This is a genomic window from Pseudodesulfovibrio sp. S3, assembly GCF_004025585.1.
In the GTDB taxonomy this organism is placed as follows: domain Bacteria; phylum Desulfobacterota; class Desulfovibrionia; order Desulfovibrionales; family Desulfovibrionaceae; genus Pseudodesulfovibrio.
This window is the reverse complement of the sequence record NZ_QTZO01000029.1, coordinates 1-24,572: the sequence shown is the minus strand read 5'-3', so window position 1 is coordinate 24,572 and position 24,572 is coordinate 1. Positions and strand designations below refer to the sequence as shown.

Here is a 24,572-nt window from a genome sequence, read left to right as displayed (position 1 = left end):
GCCCCCCCGAATCGATCAGCTTCTTGCCGCCGATCACCGGGCGGCCAAAATCCAAAGCCGCATTTTTTTGGTTCTTTTTTGGGGCGGCTCAGCCAAAAAAGAACCCCGCCGGGAGGGCAGAAAAAAACATGGAGGAGCGATGAGCGACGGCTCTTCTTCAGACTTGCTGAAATGGGAATACGCACACATCCGCGAAGAAGGACATGGAATGCCTTTGGGGCGGCAAGCCCCAAACAATGCCTCCCGCGCCAAAGGCGCGCATCCCAAAACAAGAAGCCGCCACCCTGGGCGGCCTTCCTTATTCCTTCAGGCCCGCTGCTCGAAGCAAAAGCCAACCAGCACTGAATAGCCCTGCCCAAAGGGCAGAGATGCAGTAAGGCCGCATGGTTGCGGAGAAGGCAAAAAAAACATGGAGGAGCGATGAGCGACGGCTCTTCTTCAGACTTGCTGAAATGGAAATACACACACATCCGCGAAGAAGGACATGGAATGCCTTTGGGGCGGCACGCACCAAACAATGCCTCTCGTTCCTTGATGCATCACGGCTTGGAAGAGTGGGTCAGATGTGCATTTTTCGGGTGCGGTTTAACCGGAGGCGTAGCCTAGCTACGGCGAGAATTAAACCGTGCCCGGAAAATGTGCAGATGGCCCGCTATCCCAAGCCGACACACCCGCTAAGGTTTGAGCTGGCTCAGCAGCATGCCGCCGAGCATCAATCCGCAGCCGATCAGGGCGCGAACAGTCAGCACTTCGCCAAGCATCAGACAGCCGCCGATGGCTGCAAACACCGCTTCGAGGCTGAGGATGATGGCTGCATGGGCGGGCTGGGCATCCCGCTGCGCCACCACCTGGAGGGTGTAGGCTATGCCCACGGACATCAAACCGCCGTAGGCTATGGCCGGAATCGCGCCGACCAGTCCGGTCAGACTGACCTCCTCGGTGGCCACTGCCCCGATGAGGGAAAGCACGGCGCAGGCCGCGAACTGGACCGTGGACAGTTTGATGGCGTCAACACCATCCAGGCCCGGAGAAAGTTTACCCACGAGCAGGACATGGACGGCCCAGAGCAGAGCGCCGATGAGAACCAGCAGGTCGCCAAAGGAAATGGTCAGTTCCGCAGTAACCGAGAGCAGGTACATGCCGACCACCGCCAAGGTCGCACCGAGCCATGTGCCCCAGCCCGGTTTCTGGGCCAGGAGCAGTCCGAAAATGGGCACAAAGACCACGTACAGGCCGGTAATGAACCCCGCCTTGCCCGCGGTGGACGCCTCCAGGCCGAACTCGGCCAACTGCGGACCGGCCAGCCCGATCTGTTGCAGGGTCGCCCCCCCGAACAGGACCAGTCCGAGGAGCACTCCCCCGATGGCCATGCGCTCCTTGTCCACGCCGGCATAGCCGGAGTCGCGCTTCTTCTCCAGGATCATGATGAGCGGGGTCAGGGCGATGGCGCCCAAGGCAAAACGGATGCCGTTGAAAGTCAGGGGTCCGACGTGATCCATGCCCACGCGCTGGGCCACGAAGGCAAAGCCCCAGATTGCGGCGGTGAGGAACAGCAGGATATCGGCGCGAAGGACGCGGGTATTCACGGAGCAGTCTCCTTACGAGAAAAGATCACCCCGTGTACTGTATTCGGCACCGGGCGGCAAGCAACCGAAAGCGGCTACTGGTCTGGCCCCTCGGATTCGGCGGCCTTGGCGGCCTCGACCGCGGCGTTGGCATTGGCGGCCAGGGCCTTGAGCATCTCCAGGAGATACGGCTCGGCCTCGGGAGTTCCCTCATGGGGAGCCCAGTCCGGGACGTCTTTGTCCGTGTCCTGGGAATACGGTCCGCTCTTGCACTCGAAGACCAGGGTGTCCGGCTTGAGCGGGACAAAGGTGTGGTAGACGTGAGGAGCCACGTCGATCCCGAAATTCTCGGTGCCGGGTTGAAGCAGTATATGCTCTGCGATCTGCCCGTCATCCGTGAATCTGATGAAGAGCATGGACCCGGCCATGACCAGGATGGTTTCGTCCTTGGGCGGGTTCATGTGGCGGTGAGGCATGAGGTACGTACCGGGCTGCAAGGCATTGAACATCCGGTGGGCGACCGCATCATGCGACTTGTGCAGTTTGCGCAGCATCCGTTTGCGGGGACTCTGCTTGGACAGGGTCAGCAGTTCGCCGACCATGGTCAGAGTCAGGCAGGTGACATCGGTGTCGGGCGCATCCAGGGCCATGGGGTAGTTTTTTTCTTCAGTCATGCCCCTTGTCGTACCCTGCCTGCGCGATTAGGGCAAGTTTGGCGTCTAGTCCAGCTTCAGGTCCAGGAGTGTAATCTCGGAATAGGCCAGATCGATATCGCACGGCAGCACTCGGGATGACTTGTAGAATCTCGGTGACTTGATAAGCTCCACCTCTCCGGCGACACCCCCATCCAAAAAGCGCCTATCTACGGCCAGCACGCAGTCGTTGTCCGGCAACAGGGCCTCGGCAATATGCTGCACCCGATTGGAAAACATGACCGAATTGGAACGATACAGGACGTCGTAATACATCACGCCGCCATGCTTGACCGCCTTGGAGATGAGCAGCAGGCACTGGGTGCACCGGGTCGAGACGAGAACCGGCATGACCGCCAGGTCCCGATGGTCATCGAACACCCGGATATCCCCCGGATCGCAGCATTTTCGAATGGTCTCCGGGTCATAGGTCAACTCCAGATTATCAAAGACCTCTCCCGTCTTGCGCCAAAGCAACCGTTCCTCCTCCAGCACGTCCAGCCCCATAGTCCTGAAAAACTCGATCCGTTTGGGGGAAAGGGAAAAGACCGTATAGGTAACGTTCGGGTCGGCCGTGGCCATCTGGAGCATGCCGGACCCAAGCCCCTGTCCCCGGAATTCCTTGAGGATGTACCAAGATGTGAAATTTACGAACCGCTCGCGACGGCCGTTTATGACGCGGTGGGAACAGACATGACCGTGGAAGCCCACAATGCGCCCATGGTATTCGGCCACGATCCCCAGATCCGGCCTGTTGGAGCACCACCCGGTCGAAAAGAGCGCACCCCAGCGCTCAATGGAAAAGTCGGAATTCATGTGCTCATGAAGGAGCGTGCAAATAGCGTCGATATCTGCCCGTTTCACCGGACGCAAAATAGCGGTCATGGCAATCCCTCTCTGAATGGTTCGCCATGCACGGTAAAATGTTCAGTTGCCGGGCGCAAGCATAAAAGGGGCTTTTGCCACAAAGGCCTGGGACGGCAGAATGAAAGAGGAAAGACTATCTGACCGAAGGCCAGATTTCCGCAGGAGAGAGCCATTTTGCGCCCGGATGGGCCACGGTCAGGGAGAAAAGCGCCTCCATGAATTCCCAGGCGGCCGAGTCCATGACGAGGTGATGGGAGAGCACGCAGGTCGGCTCGGTCTCGTCGACACGGCCCATTCGCTTGTCCTCAAGGTGTTCCACCAGATATTTGATGGATTTCTCCACACCGGCAAAGCGCACGTTCGGTTTGTCCTTCCAGTGCAACACGTCGCAGTGGGCATCGGCCACACGCAGCCCTTCGGGCGGGGCGGGGCGTTGCTTCTTGTAGCTGGACGACAGCCCGAGAAAACCCAGGACAGGCAAATAGAACAACAGCTCCGGGTCAATGCGGTTCCACGGCGGCACCAGAGCGGGCACAAACCGTCCCTTGAACAGCTGGGTAAACTTGAGCATACCCTGCCTCAGCTCGTCGAGCACCTCGGACTTGGGTCTGTGCAACCCCAACTCCCAGGCACCGGTCCCCGAGGGAGCATGGTTGATATGGGCATAGCCGTGCTGGAGTATCCAGACGTTGGTCGCGTCGGAAATGGTCTTCCTGAGCGGTTCCCCGGCCTTGGCGGGAACAGCGGCCAGACCGCAGGGGATACCGTGCCGGTTGCTCAAAGAGATGAGCCGGTCCAATTCCACCGTGGGTTCGGCGGCATCGTCGTCGCGCCACCAGAACTCGGCGGTCATATCCGCGTCCTGCCAGGCGTCCAGTTCCCGCGAAAGTATGTTCATAGCGTTGAAAGTCATGGGATGCGTATCCTAGCAGAGGTTGGAAATAAAAGCCAATACCGGCTCTGGCATTTTCACAGACAATATGGCAGGACCATGCACGGAGGCCAGATTCTCATGAACGTACCGGCAAACAGCATCATCTGGAACATGACGAGAAAATGCAATTTCCGCTGTGAATATTGCTACTTCCCGCATGACAACACCCCTGTCACCGAAACCCTCGACGCGGAGCGCATCGCAGCCTTTCTCGACGCCACCGGCTCCACGTGGAAGGTGGGGCTGACCGGCGGTGAACCGTTCATCTATCCCGGCATCACGAATGTTTGCGAAATCCTGACCCGCAACCATATCATCGGCGTGGATACCAACCTATCCGTGTCCACCAGGGTGCGCGAATTTGCCGAACGCGTGGACCCCAGCCGGGTGCACAACCTCTATGTGGCCCTGCACATCGAGGAACGGGAACGGGTCAAAGGCGTTGACGCATTCATCAAGAACGCCCGTCTGCTCATGGACAAGGGATTTTCCATCATAGTCAACTACGTGGTCCACCCCACCCTGGAAGCCCGCTTTCAGGATGACTGCGACTTCTTTGCCGAACACGGCATCCAGATCACTCCACGTCCATTTCGGGGAGAATTCGAGGGACGGCGCTATCCCGAAGCTTACGGAGATCGGGCACAGGCCATTTTCGGCGACCACCCGGAACAGGGCAAAAAGGTGGCCTTCAACTTCCAGGGCATACCCTGCTCGGCGGGCCGGACCCTGCTCCGCCTGGAGCCGGACGGAACCGTGTTCCGCTGTCCGGGCGACAAGACGGTGCTCGGCAACGTCACGGACACGGTCACGCTGCTTGACGGGTTTGTACCGTGCACCAAAAAACGGTGCCCCTGCCGGGGATTGGATCATGTGCAACTGGCCCCGGCCCAGGCAGACCTGGTGGACGGCGTGCAATTCGCGGTGGTGGCTGAGAACACCACCTCCGGAGCAGCCTTTGAACGAGCAATCGCAGCAGCGCCCGGCCATCCTTGCGCTGAAAACAATCTCGGCGTCCTGGCCTGGAGGCGGGGAGACGTGGGAGAAGCAGTCCGGCGGTTTGAACAGGCCCTGAGCGCAGTACCCGACAATACGCTCTACGCCCGCAACCTCCAGGGAGTGCGTTCCCAGGAGCGTCTGTTCGATCCTCAAATCTGTCTGGACGTAAACGCAGACCCTGCAAAGTAATGGTGGCATCCGTCCCCTGATCTGGGGTATGGCTTTCGCACGGCACGTATCTGGACAGACTCGCCGCAAGAAGGTAACGTTGGCGCGTTGCCGGTACAATGTATCTGTCCGGCCTTTTTTTTGATGTGCAGACACCTATGAAATCGAAAGCATATAATATCCTGATGTACTCCCACGACACTTACGGTCTGGGACACATCCGCCGCACCATGGCCATAGCCAGAGACCTGGTGGGCCCTGAAGTGAACATCCTCATCGTCACGGGTTCCCCCATTGTCGGGCGGTACACCATGCCCAAGGGGATCGATTTCGTGCGCATGCCGGGCATGATCAAGAAAACCAACGCCATCTATGTCCCCCACTCCATCAAGGTGGACCCCAAGATCGCCATCGCCATCCGCAAGAACATCATCCTGTCCACGACCAAGGCCTTCAAGCCGGACCTGTTCGTGGTGGACAAGGTACCCACCGGCCTGAAGGGCGAGGCCCTGCCAACCCTGAAATGGATACGCAAGCACCTGCCCTGCTCCCGTGTGGTCCTCGGACTGCGCGATATCCTGGACTCCGCCGAATCGACCCAGGCCGACTGGGCGCGCAAGAATTTTCCCGAGGTGCTGCGCGAGCTCTACTCCGAGATTTGGGTCTACGGATACCGCGCCATGTACGACCCCATCATCGAATACGCCTTCCCGGACGACATCGCCGAAAAAACCGTTTTCACCGGGTATATCCCGCGCAAGGTGCCCACCACCCGCAGGACCAAGCGCAAGCACAAGCTCGTGGTGGTCACCATCGGCGGCGGCGGTGACGGTTACACCGTGCTCGACAACTACCTCAAGATGCTTGAGACCAACGGCACCGTGGATTTCAAGACCCTGATGATCACCGGCCCGTTCCTCTCGCCGGACCGATTGGACGAACTGGCCGACCGCGCCCGCGCCCTGAAGGTCCAGATCAAGCCCTTTGTGCGCAACATGGAAAAACGGATGGCCAAGGCGGACGTGGTGGTCTCCATGGGCGGCTACAACACCATGTGCGAAATCCTCTCGCTGAAGAAACCCGCATTGATCATCCCGCGCGACAACCCTCGCCAGGAACAGCTCATCCGCGCCAAGGTCTTCAAGAAACGCGGCCTGTGCGAATACATCAAATGGGACGACGTCTCACCCGAAACCATCCGCGAAAAGGTCAACAGCCTTCTGGACAACCCCACCCCCTATACCTCAGAATTGGAGACCTTTGCCATGACCGGCCTGGAAGTCATGCGCGAACGGTTGGAATACTTCCGCGAGAACTGCCCGTGATGAACACGCCTTCAAAAAAAACAACCCTTGGCATGGTGCTCAAGGGATATCCCCGCATTTCCGAAACCTTCATCTCCAACGAGATCCGCCTGCTCGAAAAGATGGGTTTCAATATCCACATCTACTCCATGCGCGCCCCGCGCGAGAATTTTTCCCACGATTCCATCAAGGAGATCAAGGCCGGGGTCACCTACCTTCCCTCGTCCATGTTTTTCGGCCTGCCCGCCCTGCTCTGGCACAACATCCGCCTCTTCATGCGCATGCCGAAACGCTACTGCCAATGCCTCAAACTGATGAAAAAACGGTTTGCCCTGGCCCCCAAGAAGCACACCTGGGTCAAGCACATGCTCCAGGCCGGGTACATCATGCAGAAATCCGTCATCGACGACGGCGTTGACCTGGGCCATATGCACGGCCATTTCGCCCACACCCCGACCACCGTGACCATGTACGCCGCCTTCCTGGCCGACGTGCCCTTTTCCTTCACGGCCCACGCCAAGGACATCTACACCCAGGACCCGCGCCGCATCCGGGACAAGGTCGAACGCGCCCGGTTCGTGGTCACCTGCACCCGGTACAACGAGAAACACCTCAGGGAACATGTGGCCAACGGCAACCCCATCCACTGCGTGTACCACGGCATCAATCTCGACCTGTTCTCGCCCAATGGCCGCGACCCCAAGGCCAAGCCGCCCTACCATATCCTGACCGTGGCCCGGTTCGTCGAAAAAAAGGGACTGGACACCGTGCTCCACGCCCTGGCCAAACTGCGCGCCGACGGGCTCGACTTTCGCTACACCCTGGTGGGCGAGGGCAAGGCCAAATTCAACCGCAAGATCGAAAAGCTCATCAAGAGCCTCGGTCTCGACGACATCACCACCCTGCCCGGCACCATCACCCACGACGAGGTCATCGAACTGCTCGGCTCGGCCCATTGCTTCACCTTGGGCTGCCGCGAGGCCAGGGACGGCGACCGCGACGGCATCCCCAACGTGGTGGCCGAAGCCATGGCCACCGGAGTGCCCGTGGCCGCCACCGAGGTGTCCGGCGTGCCCGAACTGGTCACCCACGAACAGACCGGCCTGCTCTGCCCGTCCAACGACCCCGACGCCCTGGCCGACATCCTCAGACGCATCCTGACCGACAACCATCTGCGGGAGAAGATCATCCCCGCCGCTGTCGAACGGGCGCACCAAGTCTTCAACAACAAGAAGCTGATCCGCGATCTGGGCGAAATATACAAATCCCACGGTGTTCCCTGCGGCCAGTAGAAGGGCCTGTGGAAACGCAGACGGTGGAGTGAGCGAAATGATTTCTCACTGTGAATTTTACTCTGCAAATCGGTCATCCCTGTACCGCCTGATGCTTTTGCATATGACCAAACGCATCCTCTCCGGCGTGCTGCTGTGCATGCTGGTTGTGTTGTACGGTGCCGACGGGGAATGCGCGGCCTCCGGCAAGATTCTGATCAACGAAGTCTTTGTGGACGGGTCGTCCAACTATCCCGACTGGATCGAACTCTACAACAGCGGGGACACGGCCTGCTCCCTGAAGGGGTACCGGCTGTCGGACAACCCGGACGAGCCCGGGTGGACCATTGCCGAAGCCTTCATCATCAATCCGGGCGAACACAGTCTCTTCATATGCGACAAAAGGAACGCCCATGACCATACGAATTTCAGATTGAAGAGCATCGGCGGCCAGGTGTACCTGTTCGACCCTTCGGGAGAGCTGGCGGACCAGATCACCTACAGCGGCCTGCCGCGTTTCTCGTCCATCGGCCGATATCCCGACGGGGGAGCGCAATGGTTCATCCATGCCACCCCCACCATGGGGGGAGAGAACGGTTACAGCCAAACCCCGGTTGCACGGGCGGCCTCTTCCGCGTCCCTTCACATATCCCATGCCAGCGGCATCTACGACGAGCCGTTCACCCTGACCATGCAGCCCCCCCCCGGCATCAGCGTACGCTACACCCTGGACGGCAGCATCCCGGACATGTCGTCCAAACTCTACGGCTCCGGCATACCCATAGAATCCACCGCCGTTATTCGAATCGCCCAGGTCGACACGCTCGGGGCAGTCGGCAAACCGGTAACACGTTCCTATTTCATCAAAGAATCCACGACCCTGCCCATCGTGTCCGTGGTGACCGATCCCAAGAACTTGTGGGACCAGGAAGTCGGCATCTATGCGGACGGCGATTCCATCAACAAAGACGGAACGCAGTCACAGAACTGGCGGCACAACTGGCGGCGGCCCGTAGACATCGAATTCATCACCCGCGAGACACAGTGGAGCGTCACAGGGGAAAGCCGGGTGCACGGGGGCGCATCACGGGGCCGACCGCAAAAATCCCTGGCCTTTTATTCAGGGGATAAAGAAACCCCCTACGGAATCCGGCACCGTCTGTTCCCTGCCGTCCAGCGGACCGAATACGCAGGCTTCATCCTGCGCAACGGCGGCGACGCCTGGTTGAGAACCCAGTTCCGGGACGCCTTTCAGCAGGCCCTGGTCCAGGACCGCGCCGAAGTCGAATCCATGCGCTACCGCCCAGTCGTTGTTTTCATCAATGGCGCATACTGGGGGGTGTACGGATTGCGGGAATCCATAATCAAGAAGAACCTGTTGGCCGGACGCGAATTGCCCCTGCAGCCCACGGTTGTGCTGGAAGGCGGGGAAATCGCCTCGGACAAGGGGCCCTTTGCCGACTTCCGGCCTGTGTCAGCCGAGGGGGATTACCGTCTTTCCCTGCCTTCCATGGATATGGATTCCTATCTGGACTATATCGCCATAGAACTCTACTCCGGGAACCCGGACTGGCCCGATGGCAACATCAAGTGCTGGCGGCCCCTGGCCGATCAAGAAAGCCAATGGCGCTGGATTCTCTACGACCTGGACAGGGGGTTCAACGGTAAACGGGGAAAATCCCCGCAGGAGGACCCCTTCGAGGAACTGCTCAAACGCCCCGGCCCGAGGGGGCTGCATTTTGCGGACATGATACAGAACCGCCGGTTTGTCAGGGATTTCTGTTGCAGGCTGACTGCGCATATACTGACGACCTTCCAGGCCGAGCGCGCCCTTTCCATCCTGGACAGCATGGCGCAGACCCTCCGCCCGGAGATGGAACGTCACTGGCAACGATGGCGCTGGTCCTGGCAAATTGACAGGCTGTTCATGAACACGGACAGATGGGATGGATATCTCGCCATTCTACGCGACTATTGCGAACAACGGCCGGCAGCCATGATGCAAATCATGGACAAACGTTTCAAAACCGGAAATCCTGTGCCCACCTCCGTGGCCATCGGGCACACTGGCCAGGGCCGGATTCTGGTGGAAGGGCTTGAACTCCCGGACGGCAGACTGACAGGGCCGATTCCGGAAAACCTGGAGCTTGTGCTTGAGGCATTGCCTGCTCCGGGGTATGCATTTGCAGGTTGGACAGATGACCAGCACAACACGACACCGTATATAACCTTGAAGCCTGGCACATCCATAACGGACTCAGCCGTCTTCGTACCCATAGACAATAAAGAGTGAACCCATGACCGACACACTTTCATTCAACAGCGGGAAAAAACGCTTTACCGCCTGCCTCATCGCCGCATTGTCTGCAATGTCTTCGGTGGTCATCAACAACTCGATAACCCATGGCGACCTCACGCAATTGCAGACCAGCCTGCCCATCGCAGCCGGAGTCGGTGTCATTTTAGGCCTTGTCTATTATTACGCCATGGCCCGGATTCTTCCCCGTCTGCACAAAGATCATCACAATGAGCTGTGGGCCGGACTATCCTGGTTCAACCTATCGACCGTCAGCCTGTGGCTCGTGCTGCTGCCCTTGCCCTTGTACTATATCAGTTTTGGCATCGGCTTTGCCTTCACAGCCGGCTGCGCACGCCTGGTCGGTTCTATTTACACGGTTTTCGGAACCGCCCTTTCCAACCGCAAGCGTTTTGCCAACACCTTTGTCATGCTGGCGGCGACCATCATGCTCGTCATCACCGTGGTCAAGGCCTCGCTGGCCCTTTCCCTCGGATTGGTCGGCGCCCTGTCCATCATCCGCTTCAGGACGGCCATCAAGGAACCTGAAGAATTGTCCTTCCTCTTTTTTACAGTGGCTATCGGCTTGGGCTTCGGTGCGGAAAAATTCGGCATCACCCTGGCCGCATTCTGGGCCATCTGCATCGGTTTCATCCTGTTCCGCAAGATCAGGAAACCCAACAACATGGACAACGCCTACATGGTCACCGTGTACGGGCCAAAAAGCGGTTTGCTCGCTTCGGTCACCCAGTTTCTGGAAGATCACGGCCTGACCCACGAGTTCACCCGCCTCGAAACCAGCGAAGCCACCAACCACGTCAGTTTTCTCGTGGAGATGAAAAACAGCAGCGTGCTGGAGCTTCTCGGCAAGAAATTTCAGGATGACCACCCGCAATCAAATGTCTCCATTGTCCAGGCACGGAGCCTTTTTTAGTGATCAAGGCCACTGACGGCACAGCCTCCTACCGCTACGAGCGAAAATTCACGGTTCCCCTGTACATGGTGCGCAATCTGGCCACCATGTTACGCGCCAGCAGTTTCGGTTTTCGAGAGATTTTTTCCGAGCGCCACGTAAACAACATCTATTATGACACACCGCTGTTCCGCTTCTTCAGTGAAAACGTACAGGGAGTGCCGGAACGAAAAAAGATCCGCATCCGCTGGTACGGCGAGGCGCACTTGCCGAACCGCTGCCGGTTCGAAATCAAACGAAAAAACGGACTGGTGGGGGCCAAGGATGTTGAGCAGGTGGACTGCTCCTTTGACAATCTCAACGATATGCCGGGCATTGAAAACGTCCGAGTACCGGACATTTTTGCCCACGAGACCGCAAGCGTAGGCCCGACCCTCCTGAACAGATACCGGCGACGGTATTTCCTGTCCGCCAGCGAACAGTTCCGGGCCACCATAGATTATGACATTTTCTACAGCCATCCGAGCGCGGCCAACAAAAACGGGATGGGATATCCGGACAACGAGGCCGTACTGGAACTGAAGTACGATCACGAATTCGACATGGATGCATCGGGAGTTTCTTCCGAGCTGCCTTTTTCAGTTTCCAAAAAATCGAAATACGTGACCGGCATCAACATGGTTTACGGCTTTTAACCTCGGATTCCGACACAATCCTACCGGCAGATTCAAACGAGCTTCAAATCGACGGGAGTACCCTGCGGCCAGTAGAAGATGCCTCCGGCGGCCCAAGAACCTTTTGGAAAAGGTTCTTGGGAATCTCCAAAACTCTTTGTTGCCGCTTCGCGGAAGACGAATGGACGCGAAGGGTTTTGCTTCGACCAGACCTACGATTTAAGACAGAGAAAACGGCGCACCATGTTAAGACATGGCACGCCATTTCTTTTGTTTTATCTGGCGCAAAGAACTCCCCCGAAGGCAGTGAGCGATGGGATTCTTAAGGCCCTTGGCCTTAAGCAGGTCCGGTACAACGTCCTGGCCCCCCGGAAGGGACCGCCTAAGGCCTGCCCTACCGGCTCTGTCCGAGCATGAATATCCCAAACGTAGCGAACAGGTTCGGCAGGAAGGTGATGACCTTGCCCTTTTCATCGTGGTGGTGCGTGGAAATAGCCACTTCCTTGACGATGGGGACGTTCAGCTGTTTGCAGAAGCGGCGGAAGTCGATGATCGGGATGACCCGGATGTTCGGGGTGTTGTGCCACTCATAGGGCAGCTCTTTAGACATGGGCGCGCGTCCGGTGAAGAGCATCTGGAGCCGGTTGCGGTAGTGGGTGAAGTTGGGGAAGGAGACGATGCCGAGTCGGCCCACGCGAAGCATCTCGCGGATCAGGGTTCCGGGATCGAGCACCTGCATGAGCGCCTGGGACAGGATGACGTAATCAAAGGAGTTGTCCGGGTAGTCCTCGATCTCCTCGTAGATGTCGCCGTGAATGACCGAGAGTCCCTTGGCAATGGCCTGGCCTGCGGCGTCCTCATCTATCTCGATGCCGGTGCCGATGATGGATTTCTGCTCGGTCAGGTGGGCGAGCAGGGAGCCGGTGCGGCAGCCCAGGTCCAGCACCCGGCTGCCCGGTTCAATCCAGGAGGCTATGACCTGAAGATCAAATCTCATCGTGTTCTCCGATGCGGCACTGGGTGCATATCCTATCAAGAAATCCGGACAGCAGATCGCTCAACCGCGTGTTGGGCAGCAGGAATGCGTCGTGCCCCCAGGGCGCTTCGATCTCGCAGAAGCTGACATCCAGGCCGTTCTTTTTCATGGCCTTGACCATGAGCTTTGACTGATAGGTCGGGTAGAGCCAGTCCGAGGTGAAGGAGACCACCAGATAGCGGCAGGACGCGCGGGAAAAGGCGGCCACCAGGGAGCCTTCACCGTACTGGTTTTCCAGGTTGAAATAATCGGCGGCCTTGGTCAGGTACAGGAAGGAGTTGGCGTCGAACCGCTCCACGAACTTGTTGCCCTGATAGCGCAGGTAGCTTTCCACCTGGAAATCGGCCTCGAAATCAAAGGAGAGTTCCACCCGGTCCTGAAGGCGACGATCGAACTTGTGGCGCATGGACTCGTCGGACAGATAGGTGATGTGCCCGACCATGCGGGCCACGGCCAGGCCGTGTTCGGGGCGGCCGGACTCGTAGTAGTCCCCCCGGTTCCATTTGGGATCGGCCATGATGGCCTGCCTTGCCACCTCGTTGAAGGCGATGGCCTGGGCCGAGTGCTTGGTGGTGGTGGCCAGGGGGATGGCTGCGCGCACTCTGTCCGGATAGCGCACGGACCATTCCAGAACCTGCATGCCCCCCACGGACCCGCCGACCACGGCCAGCAGGGTGTCGATATCCAGATGATCGATAAGTTGACGCTGGCAGCGGACCATGTCGCCGATGGTGACCACGGGAAAGGCTGCGCCGTAGGGGTGGTTGGTCTCGGGATTGCGGGACACCGGGCCTGTGGACCCCATGCACCCGCCGATGACGTTGGAACAGATAATGAAATACTTGTTGGTGTCGATGGGCTTGTTCGGTCCGACCATCAGATCCCACCAACCGGGCTTGGGATCGTCTTCGCCGTAGAATCCGGCCACGTGGGAATCGCCGGTCAGGGCGTGGCAGACCAGGATGGCGTTGGACTTGTCCGCATTCAGGGTGCCGCAGGTCTCATAGGCCAAGGTGACCGGTCCCAGGGTGCGCCCGGAATCCAGGAGCACCTTGGACGACTCTCCGAAGGTGAAGGTCTGCTTCCTGACCAACCCGACGGATTCGCCGGTATCGATATGGTCGGTGTACTCGCTCATGCGGACAAAAGTACGGCAGAGCGCAGCGGCGGTCAATGACCGGGCCATTGCAATGCGTTATGGGCGGTATCGCCTAGAACTGCTTGTTCATACAGATCAGGCAGCGCAGCAAAGCTTCGCGGTCCTCGGGAGAACAGGCGGCAACAAGGTCCTCGGTCAACCGCTGGTGCAGGCGGTCATGTTCCTTGAACAGCGCGCGGCCCGTGTCGGTCAGCTCCACGTTGATGGAGCGGCGGTCCGTGTCATGGGGCACTCGGCGGACATAGGCCTTGTCTTCGAGCCGGTCCACCAGCACGGTCAGGGTGCCGGTGGTGATGCCCATGAATTCGGCCAATTCCTTCATGCGCAGGGATCCGTGGATGCCGAGCACTTCCAGGGTGTGCATCTGGGGCAGGGTCATGCCCTGTTCCCGGACCACGTCGTGCTCCCAGGACGACAGCTTTTCGAAGAATTCGACAATGGCGTGATTGATCTTTTTGACCATGCGCTGCTCCTTGCTAGACCGATGTATACAGGCTGTACATGCCGAAGGCGATGGTCATGACTCCCGCCGTGCGCATGACCAGCGGCTCGACCCAGTCCTGCTCCAGGGTACGCACCAGGCTGGTTGCCTTGTAGATGGCGTAGATGACCCCGCCCAGCGCCACGGCCGTGCCCGCCGCATAGACCCCGAAGACCGCCGTTCCCTTGAGAACACTGCCGGAATCCAGGGCATAGGTATACATGAGGGCCACGGTCGGACAGGGCACGATCATGTTCATGAAACCGATGGAGAAGAGTCCCCAGATAGTGATGGACCGGGTCGCCGGGCCGTGACAAGCACAACCGTGGTCATGCCCGTGGGCGTGGTCATGATGATGATCGTGATGATCGTGCTCGTGGGCGTGGTCATGAGGGCCATGGCCGTGCTCATGGGCGTGGTCATGGTCATGATCGTGACTGTGAAGCAGGGACGGCTTCACGATAAGGATAAGCCCCAGCACGAGCAGCAGCGTGAAGGTGATCACGTCCACATACCAGGTGAACGAGGCCGGGATGGTCAGGGATATGGACCCCAGGGTCAGGCCGATGAGCAGGCAGGCCAGGGTGGTGCCCGAGGCAAAGGCCAGGGTCAGGGAGAACACCCGTCTGCCGCGTTTTTCGCCGTAGACAAACGGTGCCAGAACCAGCCAGGAATGGCCGCAGGGGTTGATGCCGTGCACCAGTCCGAGAATCATGCTGCTTTGCAGCGCAACCCAGAATATCGAATCGAATGTCATTGTCCGCTCAACTTGTTTGAAAGTAGTATTGTTTGAAACTCAAACTATCTAGTTTCAATTTAGCTTGAGTGTCAAGCTAAATTTGATCAGGGGACGGGCTGGGGTTCAGGGCAAGCGGGAATACGCTTTCAGCCTCTCTTCAAGGGTGCCGGTGTGCAGTTCGAAGAGGTGGTTGTCGTCATCGTGAAAATAAAGCGACCGCCCTTCGCCCGCGGTCCTCGACCGGCTGGCGCGCACCTCCGCGCCCGTGGCCCGGATGCGCTGCTCGTACTTCTCGTAATCACTGTCAGGGATTTTGAAGGCCACATGGTTGTAGGTCTGTTCCGGCAGCGGTTCCCCCTCCATGATCGCCAGCCATATTCCGCCTATGAGGAAAAAACGTTCTCGGGACAGGGAGTGGGTCGAATCGCCGCTGTCATAGACCTGCTCGGCGTCGAATATGGTGGTCAGAAAAGAGGTCATGCGCGTCAGGTCGCGCACAATCAGGGTTATGTGGCTCAGTCCCTCAATCATCGGCCGGACACGGTATCGCCGCCGAAAAGCTTCCAGGCGACCATGCCCCAGGTCAGGTTGTGCACGTTGGTGTAGCCACCCTGCTGCATCTGACGGACCACCGGGGGCGAACGGTGGCCGGTCATGCACACCACCACCGCCGGGCGGCTCGGGTCAGGCGCGGCCAGGGCCAATTCAGCCAATGAAGCCGGATACGGCACGTTGATCGCACCGGGGATATGAAAAAGTTCGAATTCCGCCGGGGTGCGGACATCAATGATGACGGGCGCGTCCTTCCGGTTGACTTCCATCTTGAGGGTATAGGGACTGAGCGGCGACACTCCAAAACCGAACCACCACGACACGTCCCACAGCATCAGCAGGGCGACGACAACGACAACGATGGTCAATACACGCATGATTTACCCCAATTCGAAAGAGGTGACGCCGAAAAGCTTGCCCTTGTCCATGTCGGGTTCGGGCCCGGTTGTAATACGGACCATGACAAAAACCTGTTCAAGAACGTACTTTTCAGCCAACGCCATGGCAGCCCGGCTGGGCTCGATGACATCGAGAAAGTATATCTCGCCCGGCATCTGACAGGCCGGAAATCCTGCCCTCCACGGCCGCCAGCCGGACGGCGAAATCAACGTCATTGCGGATCATGGTGCGGATCAAGGGCTTGTCAGTCATCATTTTCCCCCTTGTCCATGGTCAAGGACAAGGCCGAACCGGGCTTGATCAGCACATCGCGCTGCGGGAACGGAAACTCTATGCCGTGCTCGTGGAACAGATTCCAGATACGGATCAACACCTCGCTCTTGATGTTGGTCACGCCCTGATTGGCATCCGCTATCCAGGCCCGCAGTTCCAGGTTGACTGAGCTGTCCCCGAACTCGATGAGCATGGCCTGGGGCTTGGGAGAGGTCAGAATCCGCCGCAATCCCCTGACGGACTCCTCCATGAGATGCATGGCCTTGTCCACGTCCGAACCGTAGGAAATACCCACCGGAATCTTGAGCCTGATATTGGTATCCGAATAGGTCCAGTTGATGACCTCACTGGTCACGAACTGCTCGTTCGGGATGAGATATTCCTTGCCGTCGCGGGTCAGAACCGACACATAGCGGCCAAAGACATTGCGCACCACGCCGAACACACCGGCCACCTCGATGGTGTCGCCGGGCTTGATGGACCGGTCCATGAGCAGGATGACCCCGGCCACGTAATTGGAAATGATGGTCTGCAGCCCAAAGCCGATGCCCACGCCGAGCGCACTGGAAAAAATGGCCAGACTGGTCAGGTCTATGCCCACGCTGGACATGGCCAGGAGGATGGCCACCGTGAACAGGACCACCTTGATGGTCTTGGAGAGCAGTGCCTGAACCGAGGGCGAAACGTCACCCATGGCGTCGATGCGATTGGTGGCGAACCGGGAGAGGATGACCGCCGCCTGCAGGAACACGATGGCCAAGACCATGCCCTTGAGGGCGCCAAGGGCCGTGAATTGGGTCTCGCCCATGGTGAACGACATCTTTTCGAGGAACAGGGCAAAAGGCGCGAACAGGCCGAGGACGTTCAGCCCGACGAACACCCAGATCACGGTTGCCGTACCCCTGGCCAACATCTTGTTGGGCATGGCAAGGACCAGCAGCCGGATGCCGATGCCCGCTGCGGTCAACTGGCTGACTGCGTCCAGGACCCACGGGTTGATGTCTGCAAACTCAAACGCAACTGCCCCGGTCTGAGCCAACATGATGAACAGCACAAAACCGCCCACGTGTATGATGCCGGAGAGCAGTCCCTTGACCAGCAGGCTCTGAACATACGTCTCGACCCAGCGGGTCATGCGCGGACGAATGAGCCGCCACACGCCCAGGGTCAACAACAGGGCCACCAGCACCGAGAGCCATTGGGCCGCCATTTGCCATGTCAATACGTTCGTATGGAGCCAATCCTCCAGAAACAGAAGAAACTCGGACAGTTTCCGCATGACCGGTCCCAGTTGCTGATCCATGCTGAACACCCTCTGCTGAAATGCCATCAGCCCTGTACGGCCAAATCAACCACCACACCCACGAACAGGGCCACGGCAATGACGCCGTTCATGGTGAAGAACGCCACGTTGACACGGCTCATGTCGTCCGCCTTGACCAGGAGATGCTCGGCCATGAGGACCACGCCCACCAGTGTCGCCACCAAAAAATAGACCGCGCCCAGTCCGGCGGCCCATCCTGCCGTCAGGAAAAATACCGCTGCAATGGCATGGCTCATGGAGGAGATGCCGAGCGCGGCCGGAATGCCCATCCGGGCCGGGATGGAGAAAAGCCCCCGTTCGCGGTCGAAATCCGCATCCTGACAGGCATACAAAAGATCGAATCCGGCCACCCACAGGGTCACGCCGCAAAGCAGCAGCATCGCGGGCAGGGTGATGACCGGGTCCACGCAAATCCAGCCTGCCAGCGGAGCCAACCCCAGTACCGAACCGAGCACGAAGTGGCACCAGTGGGTAAACCGTTTGCAGAAACTGTAGGAGGCGGCCAGTATCAGGGCAAGGGGCGAGAGTTTGAGGCAGAGCGGGTTCATCAGGGCGCAGGCAGCCATGAAAACCACCGCCATGCCCGCGATAAACACCAGGGTGAAGCGCGTGGACAACTCGCCCGTGACCAGTTCCCGTTTCCGGGTGCGCGGATTCTCCCGGTCGATATCCAGATCCGCATACCGGTTGAAGGCCATGGCGAATGACCGCACAGCCACCATGGCCACGGTCAGCACCACCAGATTGTACAGCCCCGGCCATCCGTCGGCGGCCAGAAACGCGCCCATGAAGGCAAAGGGCAGGGCAAAGATCGAATGCTCGATCTTGATCATGCGGCAGACAGTGGCCAGGTCTTTTCCGATACTCATCGCACTCCCACTCAATATTTGTTCACTAACACGGCACCGGCCAGCAGCAGGACGACCCCGGCTATCCTCGGCCACGATACCGTGTGGACTTCATAGCTGACCAACCCATAATGGTCGAGCACCAGGGCTGCCAGGAATTGTCCGGCCAACAACCAGGCCATCATGGTGGCCGCGCCGAGCTGCCCGGCCAGCACAATGGTCGAAAACACGAAAAACGCGCCGAAAGCGCCGCCTATCCACGCCCACCAGGGGGCCGAGGCAACCATCCCCAGGGACGGCACCGGCACCCTGACTGCCCAAGTATAGACGATCAGCACCGCCGTGCCCACGGCAAAAGAGGCCGTGGCCGCCCAAAGGGGATCACCGAGCGAATCGCGAAGCCGCATGTTGACTCCGGCCTGGACCGGCATCAGGGCTCCGGCGACCAGGGCGTACAGGACATACATCCATTTCATGACAGCAGACCTTTGTTTTCCAGACTAGTTCCAGAGTGAGGACGTTCCCTAGTGTCATTCGTATGAAAAGATAGCGAGGTTTCAACCCTTCGTCCATGGATTTAGGTGGTTGAATTGCACGAAAATGTCCAAAACATGTCACCAAAGCGCCACCCACTTGCCCGAGAGAAGGAATAGAGAAGGAGTCAATTCAACATCCACCAATTTGGGAGGCGCCATGACCGAGACACAACTCAAGGAAATCAGGACCCACCTCATGCAGGGATTGAACAACGTCACAGGACACTCTTCCATTGATATTCCCGTAGTGGAAAACTGCCCGGACGACACGGATTTCGCAGCTCAACTGGCCCAGCACGGCCTGAACGTTGCCATGCAGCGCCGCCGCGTGGCCCGCATCCGCGAATTGGAAACGGCGCTGAAACGGCTCACGGAAACGGACTACGGCATGTGCGAGGAATGCGGCGATCACATCGGCGTGGCCCGGCTCAAGGCCAACCCCTCGGCCCGGCTGTGCGTCCATTGCCAGTCCGAGGCCGAAGACGGCCTGACCCGCCGCTGCGCATAACGCTACAACGCCCTGGAGGCACCCATGCCGGATCGGTTCAACGTGGACATGCATGTCCACTCAAAGTTTTCCACCCGTCCTTCCCAGTGGATACTGCAAAAGATCGGCTGCCCGGAAAGCTTCACCGAACCGATCGATCTCTACAACATCGCCTGCGCGCGCGGCATGGACATGGTCACCATCACCGACCACAACACCATTGCCGGTGCGCTTGAGATCGCCCACCTGCCGAACACCTTTGTCAGCGAGGAAATCACCACCTACTTCCCCGAGGACAAATGCAAGCTGCACGTGCTCGCCTACGGCATCAGCGAAGTGCAGCACCAAGATATCCAGCGGCACAGGGAAAACGTGTTCGACCTAGTGCCCTATCTCCGGGAGCAAAACATCGTCCATGTCCTGGCCCACCCGCTCTTTGCCGTCAACGACCGGCTGACCCCCGCCCACTTCGAGCAATCGCTGCTGCTTTTCGACCTCTTCGAGGAGAACGGCACCCGCGATGCCCGTCAGAACCAGACCCTGCGAGACATCGTCACCCGGCTCACGCCCATGGACATGGAGCGTTTGGCCAACACCCACAAGACAGCCCCCTGGGGCGACACCCCGTGGGAAAAAGGACTGACCGGCGGTTCCGACGACCACAGTTCACTGAACATCGCCCGAATGTTCACCGCATTCACCGGGCAGCCCACCCTGACCAATGTGCTCAAGGGCCTGCGCAGCCACACCTGCAAACCCGCTGGCACGGCCGCCACGCCCCGGACCATGGCCCACAACCTCTACGGCATCGGCTACCAGTTCTACCGCTCCCGCATCGGCAACATGAGCCCGGAAGTCTCCGAGCACCTCTGCTTCAGATTCATCAAGTCCGCCCTTTCCCCCGGCCAGGAAGCCAAGCCCTCGCTATCCACCCTCCTGCAACGCATCATCGGGCGCGGCAAGGCCACCCTGTACCGGGAGTACGGTCCCACCGACTCGGTGCAGGACATGCTCCTCAAGGAGGCGTCCGACATCATCGCCCACGACCCCACCCTGATGCGCATCGCCCGGGGACAGATGGACGACGTGGTCACCCTGGAAAAGGAGTGGGCGCGGTTCGTGTCCCTGGCCGCCAATCGGGTGCTCTCGCAGTTCGCGGACCGGACCCTGAACTCGGTACTCGGCGCAAACCTGTTCGACGTATTCCACTCGGTCGGCTCGGCAGGTTCGCTCTACGCCCTGCTCGCCCCCTATTTCGTCGGATACGACCTTTTCTCCACGGAGAGGAGATTTTCCCGGGATTGCCTGGCCCGGTTCCGCAAGCGCAACAGGCAACAGCCCGATGACGATCTCAAGATCGCCCATTTCACCGACACCTTCGACGAGGTCAACGGCGTAGCCCGAACCATCCGGCAGCAGCTCGAAATGGTGGCCCGCCACGGCAAGGACATGACCGTGATCACCTGCGGGGCCAAGGCGGATGTGCCCGGCGCGGTCTCCTTCGAACCCGTGGGCCGGTTCTCCGTGCCGGAATACCCCGAAATCACCCTGGCCTACCCACCCTTCCTGGACATGCTCACCCACTGCTTCGAACAGGAATACGACTGCATCCTGGCGGCCACTCCCGGGCCGGTCGGACTGGCGGCCCTGGCCATCTCCAAGATTCTCAAGCTCCCCTTCCACGGCACCTATCACACCGCCTTTCCCGAATACGTGGGCGCGTTCACCGAGGACGCCGGTCTTGAAGAAGGCTGCTGGAAATACATGAGCTGGTTCTACAACCAGATGCAGGTCATCTATGCGCCTTCAGAGGCCACCCGCTTCGAGCTGACCGACCGGGGCATCGATCCAGGCAAGATCGTCACCTACCCGCGCGGCGTTGACACGGACCGGTTCCACCCGGCCAAACGCAACGGCTTTTTCAACCGATTCGATGTGGGCTCCCGGACCAAACTCCTTTACGTGGGCCGGGTCTCCGTGGAAAAAGGCCTCGATGTCCTGACCGAAGCCTTCCAGAAGGCCGCCAAGATGCGCGACGGCCTGCAACTGATCGTGGTGGGCGACGGCCCCTATCTCCAGGAAATGCAGCGCACACTCCGCAACGCCCCGGCCACCTTCACCGGCGTACTCAAGGGCGAATCCCTGGCCCAGGCCTATGCCAGCTCCGACCTGTTCGTATTCCCCTCGGCCACGGACACCTTCGGCAACGTGGTCCTTGAAGCCCAGGCATCGGGCCTGCCCGTCATCGTCACGGACAAGGGCGGCCCGGCCGAAAACGTGCTCCCCAACGAAACCGGACTCATCGTCCCTGCCAACGATCCCGACTCCCTGCTCCGGGCCATCATCCACATGGTCGATACTCCTGAACGAATTGAATACATGCGGCTCAGGGCGCGGAGTCATGTTGAGAACCGGACCTTCGACGCCACCTTCTTGAAGACCTGGGAGATATTCGGTTCGCACGTCGCCGCATAGGGAGTGCCTCCCGGCAATCGCCTTCGGCGCGACCAGAGAACCTTTTGAAAAAGGTTCTCTGGACTCTCCAAAACTTTTTGACGCCGCTTCGCGGGGTTGATGTGATGAAAGGCATATTGAGATAGAAAAAACGGCGCACCATGTTTATGCATGGTGCGCCGTTCGTTTGCGGCAGATATCGACAGTACGCCTGCGAGCGAAGCGGACTATGGGATTCCGAAGGGACCGCCGGAGGCTTTCCTAGCCCCGCACCTTCTCCAGAAAGCTGGTCGTGGAATAGCCTTCAAGCAATTTCAAACTGTGCACCTTGCCGCCCGCTTTTTCGACCACGTCCCCGCCCACGATCTGGTCAACCGGCCAGTCGCCGCCCTTGACCAGGATTTGGGGGCGGCAGGCCTTGATGAGTTCCAACGGAGTGGATTCGTGGAAGATGACGATGTAATCCACGCAGGCGAGCGCTGCCAGGACAAAGGCGCGGTCTTCCTGGGGATTGAGAGGGCGGTCATCGCCCTTGCCGAGCATCCTGACGGACTCGTCGGAGTTCAGCCCGAGGATGAGGGAGTCGCCGAGCGCACGGGCGCGGGTGAGCAGGTCCACGTGGCCGGGATGCAGGATATCGAAGCAGCCGTTGGTGAAGACCAGCTTGTGGCCGGGCTTGAAGTCCGCCTTCCTTTTCAGGAAAGTGCGGATGCTCATGAGTTTGGAATTTTCCGGTAAAGACATGGTCGGTTCCTTCCTGCTATTTGCCGCACGGGGTGCGGGTGGGGACATTTTTCGGCTTGAGCTTGGTGGTGTCGTGGAACAGCATCAGCTCGAACCAGTCCATGGCAAAGGACAGACAGACGAATTCATCACTGAGTATCGCTTTCTGCCGCTTCTCGTCCACATCCACGCGCTCGAACAGGCGCATTTTCTCTATGAACCGCTGGAACTCGTCGACCTTGTACAGGGCCAGGGTGGCCATGTGGCTCATCTTGTCGGACACGGCATGACCGCCTTCCCTGACACGGGAAAGGATGTGCATGTACCGGTCGTTGCTGGCCGTATATTCATGGAACCCCTGATCCTGCTTCCAGGATGCGCCGGTCCATTCTTCTTTTTCCAGGAATCCCCGACAATGATCTTCCTTGACGATGAAGAACTGTTCACTGACGCCGCCCTTGCCGTCGGGTTTCGTTGCCCGGCCAAGGGGATACATGCGGCAGGCTCCGGGCCGGTCCTCATAGATGCGGCAGCCCTGGTCGGTCACAAAAGCGCAGGTCCGTGCAGCGCTGTCCGTCATCTTGAACTTGAACACCGGAAAATTGGTCTCGGGCGCACGGTGTCCGGTGGTGTATACCCGCAGGAAATCAATGCTGTCGGTGCCCAGGGCGCTGCGCATACGCAGGACGTCGTAGGGTGTCAGGATCATGTCCAGATCGGAACAGCAGGCGTTGAAGCACTGGATTCCGGGGTAACATTTGAAACAATATGTCTTGCCTTCCTCCAACTCCGGCAGGGAGTCGAGGAATTCCTTGGTTTCGTCATCGTGCATGGTCGTTCTCCGGGGCGCACTGTGCGCCCCCTGGTATTTCGGCTGGCCGGATGCCCGCCGGGCGTGAGTCCTCCTAGCACTTGGAGGGGGGAAACGCAAAGCCGTGCGTCTTGGTCCGGCTGTGGAAGACGCTCGGTGTTTTCGTTCCCTTTTTTTGAGGGGCACGTAGCGCATTCGCGGTGATCTTTTATTCGTCATTCCATACGAGGTGTCGTTGCTTCTTTGATACGCAGCGCATTCGCGGTGGAGATGAACGCGTTCTCCATATGAAGAGTTGAAATTTGTTTGATTGGTAGCGCATTCGCGGCGGAAGCTAGGCTCGTCATCATTACGAAGTGTTTCGCTTTTACAGCGACTTCTTTTTGTCCGAAGCGACAAAATGAAGCAAAAAACGCTTTTCTACGCTGTGGGCCTGGCCCCGAAGCCAAGAGCCTGTAGGCGGCTTTCGCTGCCCGAAACGATTGTCCACCCTGTGGACTCAATCGGGCTGCGCTTCGCCGCCCGAGACAGGCTCTAGGTTTCAGGGCCAATTGTTCGTCGTTGTAAGGGGGGGGGTAGGGATGGTGTGATTTTCTTGTTGGATTAGGCTCTTCGGTTTTTCGGGGCGGCAGATTTCATCATAGGTTTTGGGGGATTGTTTGATACGTAGCGCATTCGCGGTGAGGGTTAGGCTCGTCATCATTATGAAGTGTTGCGCTCTTACAGCGCCCTACTTTTGTTCAAGGCGACAAAAGTAGGCAAAAACGCCTTTTTTGGGCTGTGATCCTGGACCCGAAGCCAAGAGCCTGTAGCGCGGCTCCACTGCCCGGGAAAGAAAGTCCGTGAACGAACGCTTTCCGGGCCACGCTCCGCCGCGCACAACAGGCTCTAAGCCCCGCTTCCAATTGCCCATCGCTGTAGGATGCTTCAAAAACAACGTGGCGAGTTCGGAAAAAAAAGCGGATTGCCCTTCGTCAACCTGGAGCACCTTGGGAGCCAAAGGCTCCCAACAGCGGCTCTCGTCCCCGACCCCCTCCCGCACAAGCCTCCCCCTACGACAGCAAGCC

At 59.0% G+C, this 24,572-nt stretch carries 25 protein-coding genes; 9 read left to right on the top strand and 16 right to left on the bottom strand.

All coding sequences use genetic code 11. From position 1 onward, the window contains the following. The coding region (locus tag DWB63_RS17440; RefSeq protein WP_206613188.1) for a hypothetical protein at positions 1-349 on the top strand (349 nt) is incomplete at its 5' end. 325 nt (positions 350-674) lie between these two features. Here DWB63_RS17440 and DWB63_RS16610 read toward each other — a convergent pair. From DWB63_RS16610 to DWB63_RS16595, 4 genes are all read right to left on the bottom strand, one after another. After that, the gene (locus DWB63_RS16610; protein ID WP_128329986.1) at positions 675-1,586 is read right to left on the bottom strand and encodes a DMT family transporter; all 912 of its coding nucleotides are present in this window, start codon (positions 1,584-1,586) and stop codon (positions 675-677) included. A gap of 74 nt (positions 1,587-1,660) precedes the next feature. Next, a complete protein-coding gene (locus DWB63_RS16605; protein WP_128329985.1) occupies positions 1,661-2,239 on the bottom strand; it encodes a WbuC family cupin fold metalloprotein in 579 nt (192 codons plus the stop codon). Positions 2,240-2,284: 45 nt separating this feature from the next. Next, positions 2,285-3,142, bottom strand: coding sequence for a GNAT family N-acetyltransferase (locus DWB63_RS16600; RefSeq protein WP_128329984.1), 858 nt, complete (start codon positions 3,140-3,142; stop codon positions 2,285-2,287). Between the two features lie 115 nt (positions 3,143-3,257). Continuing rightward, positions 3,258-4,037: a polysaccharide deacetylase family protein gene (locus DWB63_RS16595; protein WP_241648896.1), complete on the bottom strand. Its 780-nt coding sequence runs from the start codon at positions 4,035-4,037 to the stop codon at positions 3,258-3,260. A 99-nt stretch (positions 4,038-4,136) separates the two neighbouring features. On the opposite strand from DWB63_RS16595, the gene DWB63_RS16590 reads away from it, so the two are divergent. From DWB63_RS16590 to DWB63_RS16565, 6 genes are all read left to right on the top strand, one after another. After that, a complete protein-coding gene (locus tag DWB63_RS16590; RefSeq protein WP_128329983.1) occupies positions 4,137-5,246 on the top strand; it encodes a radical SAM protein in 1,110 nt (369 codons plus the stop codon). A 137-nt stretch (positions 5,247-5,383) separates the two neighbouring features. Beyond that, complete coding sequence (locus DWB63_RS16585) at positions 5,384-6,550, top strand: glycosyltransferase (protein WP_128329982.1); 1,167 nt, start codon at positions 5,384-5,386, stop codon at positions 6,548-6,550. Between the two features lie 32 nt (positions 6,551-6,582). Beyond that, complete coding sequence (locus tag DWB63_RS16580) at positions 6,583-7,821, top strand: glycosyltransferase (RefSeq protein ID WP_241648895.1); 1,239 nt, start codon at positions 6,583-6,585, stop codon at positions 7,819-7,821. Positions 7,822-7,924: 103 nt separating this feature from the next. Further along, the gene (locus DWB63_RS16575) at positions 7,925-10,093 is read left to right on the top strand and encodes a CotH kinase family protein (RefSeq protein WP_164879933.1); all 2,169 of its coding nucleotides are present in this window, start codon (positions 7,925-7,927) and stop codon (positions 10,091-10,093) included. 4 nt (positions 10,094-10,097) lie between these two features. After that, complete coding sequence (locus DWB63_RS16570; RefSeq protein WP_206613187.1) at positions 10,098-11,030, top strand: DUF4956 domain-containing protein; 933 nt, start codon at positions 10,098-10,100, stop codon at positions 11,028-11,030. Then, positions 11,030-11,704 (top strand): polyphosphate polymerase domain-containing protein, encoded by a 675-nt coding sequence (locus tag DWB63_RS16565; RefSeq protein ID WP_128329979.1) that lies wholly within the window; start codon positions 11,030-11,032, stop codon positions 11,702-11,704. The genes DWB63_RS16570 and DWB63_RS16565 overlap by 1 nt, the downstream gene beginning before the upstream one ends. A gap of 373 nt (positions 11,705-12,077) precedes the next feature. On the opposite strand, the gene metW is transcribed toward DWB63_RS16565, so the two are convergent. The 10 genes from metW to DWB63_RS16515 form a co-directional block, all read right to left on the bottom strand. Beyond that, positions 12,078-12,680 carry a methionine biosynthesis protein MetW gene (gene metW, locus DWB63_RS16560; RefSeq protein ID WP_128329978.1) on the bottom strand — a complete coding sequence of 201 codons (603 nt, stop codon included), beginning with the start codon at positions 12,678-12,680 and terminating at the stop codon, positions 12,078-12,080. Continuing rightward, positions 12,670-13,857 (bottom strand): homoserine O-acetyltransferase, encoded by a 1,188-nt coding sequence (locus tag DWB63_RS16555; protein ID WP_128329988.1) that lies wholly within the window; start codon positions 13,855-13,857, stop codon positions 12,670-12,672. The genes metW and DWB63_RS16555 overlap by 11 nt, the downstream gene beginning before the upstream one ends. A 73-nt stretch (positions 13,858-13,930) precedes the next feature. Next, positions 13,931-14,341 (bottom strand): MarR family transcriptional regulator, encoded by a 411-nt coding sequence (locus DWB63_RS16550; RefSeq protein ID WP_128329977.1) that lies wholly within the window; start codon positions 14,339-14,341, stop codon positions 13,931-13,933. A 13-nt stretch (positions 14,342-14,354) separates the two neighbouring features. Beyond that, the gene (locus DWB63_RS16545; protein WP_128329976.1) at positions 14,355-15,116 is read right to left on the bottom strand and encodes a sulfite exporter TauE/SafE family protein; all 762 of its coding nucleotides are present in this window, start codon (positions 15,114-15,116) and stop codon (positions 14,355-14,357) included. 105 nt (positions 15,117-15,221) lie between these two features. Next, positions 15,222-15,629 carry a FosX/FosE/FosI family fosfomycin resistance hydrolase gene (gene fosX, locus DWB63_RS16540; protein WP_128329975.1) on the bottom strand — a complete coding sequence of 136 codons (408 nt, stop codon included), beginning with the start codon at positions 15,627-15,629 and terminating at the stop codon, positions 15,222-15,224. After that, entirely contained in the window at positions 15,626-16,027 is a 402-nt protein-coding gene (locus tag DWB63_RS16535; protein ID WP_206613186.1) for a rhodanese-like domain-containing protein, read from the bottom strand. The genes fosX and DWB63_RS16535 overlap by 4 nt, the downstream gene beginning before the upstream one ends. A 3-nt stretch (positions 16,028-16,030) precedes the next feature. Then, complete coding sequence (locus tag DWB63_RS16530; RefSeq protein WP_128329974.1) at positions 16,031-16,264, bottom strand: hypothetical protein; 234 nt, start codon at positions 16,262-16,264, stop codon at positions 16,031-16,033. Between the two features lie 29 nt (positions 16,265-16,293). Continuing rightward, positions 16,294-17,625: a mechanosensitive ion channel domain-containing protein gene (locus tag DWB63_RS16525; protein ID WP_128329973.1), complete on the bottom strand. Its 1,332-nt coding sequence runs from the start codon at positions 17,623-17,625 to the stop codon at positions 16,294-16,296. Positions 17,626-17,651: 26 nt separating this feature from the next. Then, positions 17,652-18,515: a 4-hydroxybenzoate octaprenyltransferase gene (locus tag DWB63_RS16520; RefSeq protein WP_128329972.1), complete on the bottom strand. Its 864-nt coding sequence runs from the start codon at positions 18,513-18,515 to the stop codon at positions 17,652-17,654. A gap of 11 nt (positions 18,516-18,526) precedes the next feature. After that, positions 18,527-18,970: a DMT family transporter gene (locus DWB63_RS16515; RefSeq protein WP_128329971.1), complete on the bottom strand. Its 444-nt coding sequence runs from the start codon at positions 18,968-18,970 to the stop codon at positions 18,527-18,529. Between the two features lie 217 nt (positions 18,971-19,187). Between DWB63_RS16515 and DWB63_RS16510 the strand changes: the two genes are divergently transcribed. Together DWB63_RS16510 and DWB63_RS16505 are read left to right on the top strand one after the other, a co-directional pair. Further along, positions 19,188-19,538 (top strand): TraR/DksA family transcriptional regulator, encoded by a 351-nt coding sequence (locus tag DWB63_RS16510; protein ID WP_128329970.1) that lies wholly within the window; start codon positions 19,188-19,190, stop codon positions 19,536-19,538. Positions 19,539-19,562: 24 nt separating this feature from the next. Continuing rightward, on the top strand, positions 19,563-21,992 hold the full coding sequence (locus tag DWB63_RS16505) for a glycosyltransferase (protein WP_128329969.1): 2,430 nt from the start codon (positions 19,563-19,565) through the stop codon (positions 21,990-21,992). Positions 21,993-22,232: 240 nt separating this feature from the next. Here DWB63_RS16505 and rfaE2 read toward each other — a convergent pair whose 3' ends face one another. Both rfaE2 and DWB63_RS16495 read right to left on the bottom strand, forming a co-directional pair. Continuing rightward, positions 22,233-22,715 (bottom strand): D-glycero-beta-D-manno-heptose 1-phosphate adenylyltransferase, encoded by a 483-nt coding sequence (gene rfaE2 / locus DWB63_RS16500; RefSeq protein WP_128329968.1) that lies wholly within the window; start codon positions 22,713-22,715, stop codon positions 22,233-22,235. 16 nt (positions 22,716-22,731) lie between these two features. Next, positions 22,732-23,526 (bottom strand): YkgJ family cysteine cluster protein, encoded by a 795-nt coding sequence (locus DWB63_RS16495; RefSeq protein WP_128329967.1) that lies wholly within the window; start codon positions 23,524-23,526, stop codon positions 22,732-22,734. Positions 23,527-24,572: the final 1,046 nt, after the last annotated feature.

Bases quoted from the DNA above. Each gene is read 5' to 3' on its own strand.
- DWB63_RS16605 (WP_128329985.1), bottom strand. From the start codon at position 2,239: ATGACTGAAGAAAAAAACTACCCCATGGCCCTGGATGCGCCCGACACC.
- DWB63_RS16600 (WP_128329984.1), bottom strand. From the start codon at position 3,142: ATGACCGCTATTTTGCGTCCGGTGAAACGGGCAGATATCGACGCTATT.
- DWB63_RS16595 (WP_241648896.1), bottom strand. From the start codon at position 4,037: ATGACTTTCAACGCTATGAACATACTTTCGCGGGAACTGGACGCCTGG.
- DWB63_RS16590 (WP_128329983.1), top strand. From the start codon at position 4,137: ATGAACGTACCGGCAAACAGCATCATCTGGAACATGACGAGAAAATGC.
- DWB63_RS16585 (WP_128329982.1), top strand. From the start codon at position 5,384: ATGAAATCGAAAGCATATAATATCCTGATGTACTCCCACGACACTTAC.
- DWB63_RS16580 (WP_241648895.1), top strand. From the start codon at position 6,583: ATGGTGCTCAAGGGATATCCCCGCATTTCCGAAACCTTCATCTCCAAC.
- DWB63_RS16575 (WP_164879933.1), top strand. From the start codon at position 7,925: ATGACCAAACGCATCCTCTCCGGCGTGCTGCTGTGCATGCTGGTTGTG.
- DWB63_RS16570 (WP_206613187.1), top strand. From the start codon at position 10,098: ATGACCGACACACTTTCATTCAACAGCGGGAAAAAACGCTTTACCGCC.
- metW (WP_128329978.1), bottom strand. From the start codon at position 12,680: ATGAGATTTGATCTTCAGGTCATAGCCTCCTGGATTGAACCGGGCAGC.
- DWB63_RS16555 (WP_128329988.1), bottom strand. From the start codon at position 13,857: ATGAGCGAGTACACCGACCATATCGATACCGGCGAATCCGTCGGGTTG.
- DWB63_RS16550 (WP_128329977.1), bottom strand. From the start codon at position 14,341: ATGGTCAAAAAGATCAATCACGCCATTGTCGAATTCTTCGAAAAGCTG.
- DWB63_RS16545 (WP_128329976.1), bottom strand. From the start codon at position 15,116: ATGACATTCGATTCGATATTCTGGGTTGCGCTGCAAAGCAGCATGATT.
- fosX (WP_128329975.1), bottom strand. From the start codon at position 15,629: ATGATTGAGGGACTGAGCCACATAACCCTGATTGTGCGCGACCTGACG.
- DWB63_RS16535 (WP_206613186.1), bottom strand. From the start codon at position 16,027: ATGCGTGTATTGACCATCGTTGTCGTTGTCGTCGCCCTGCTGATGCTG.
- DWB63_RS16530 (WP_128329974.1), bottom strand. From the start codon at position 16,264: ATGACGTTGATTTCGCCGTCCGGCTGGCGGCCGTGGAGGGCAGGATTT.
- DWB63_RS16525 (WP_128329973.1), bottom strand. From the start codon at position 17,625: ATGGATCAGCAACTGGGACCGGTCATGCGGAAACTGTCCGAGTTTCTT.
- DWB63_RS16520 (WP_128329972.1), bottom strand. From the start codon at position 18,515: ATGAGTATCGGAAAAGACCTGGCCACTGTCTGCCGCATGATCAAGATC.
- DWB63_RS16515 (WP_128329971.1), bottom strand. From the start codon at position 18,970: ATGAAATGGATGTATGTCCTGTACGCCCTGGTCGCCGGAGCCCTGATG.
- DWB63_RS16510 (WP_128329970.1), top strand. From the start codon at position 19,188: ATGACCGAGACACAACTCAAGGAAATCAGGACCCACCTCATGCAGGGA.
- DWB63_RS16505 (WP_128329969.1), top strand. From the start codon at position 19,563: ATGCCGGATCGGTTCAACGTGGACATGCATGTCCACTCAAAGTTTTCC.
- rfaE2 (WP_128329968.1), bottom strand. From the start codon at position 22,715: ATGTCTTTACCGGAAAATTCCAAACTCATGAGCATCCGCACTTTCCTG.
- DWB63_RS16495 (WP_128329967.1), bottom strand. From the start codon at position 23,526: ATGCACGATGACGAAACCAAGGAATTCCTCGACTCCCTGCCGGAGTTG.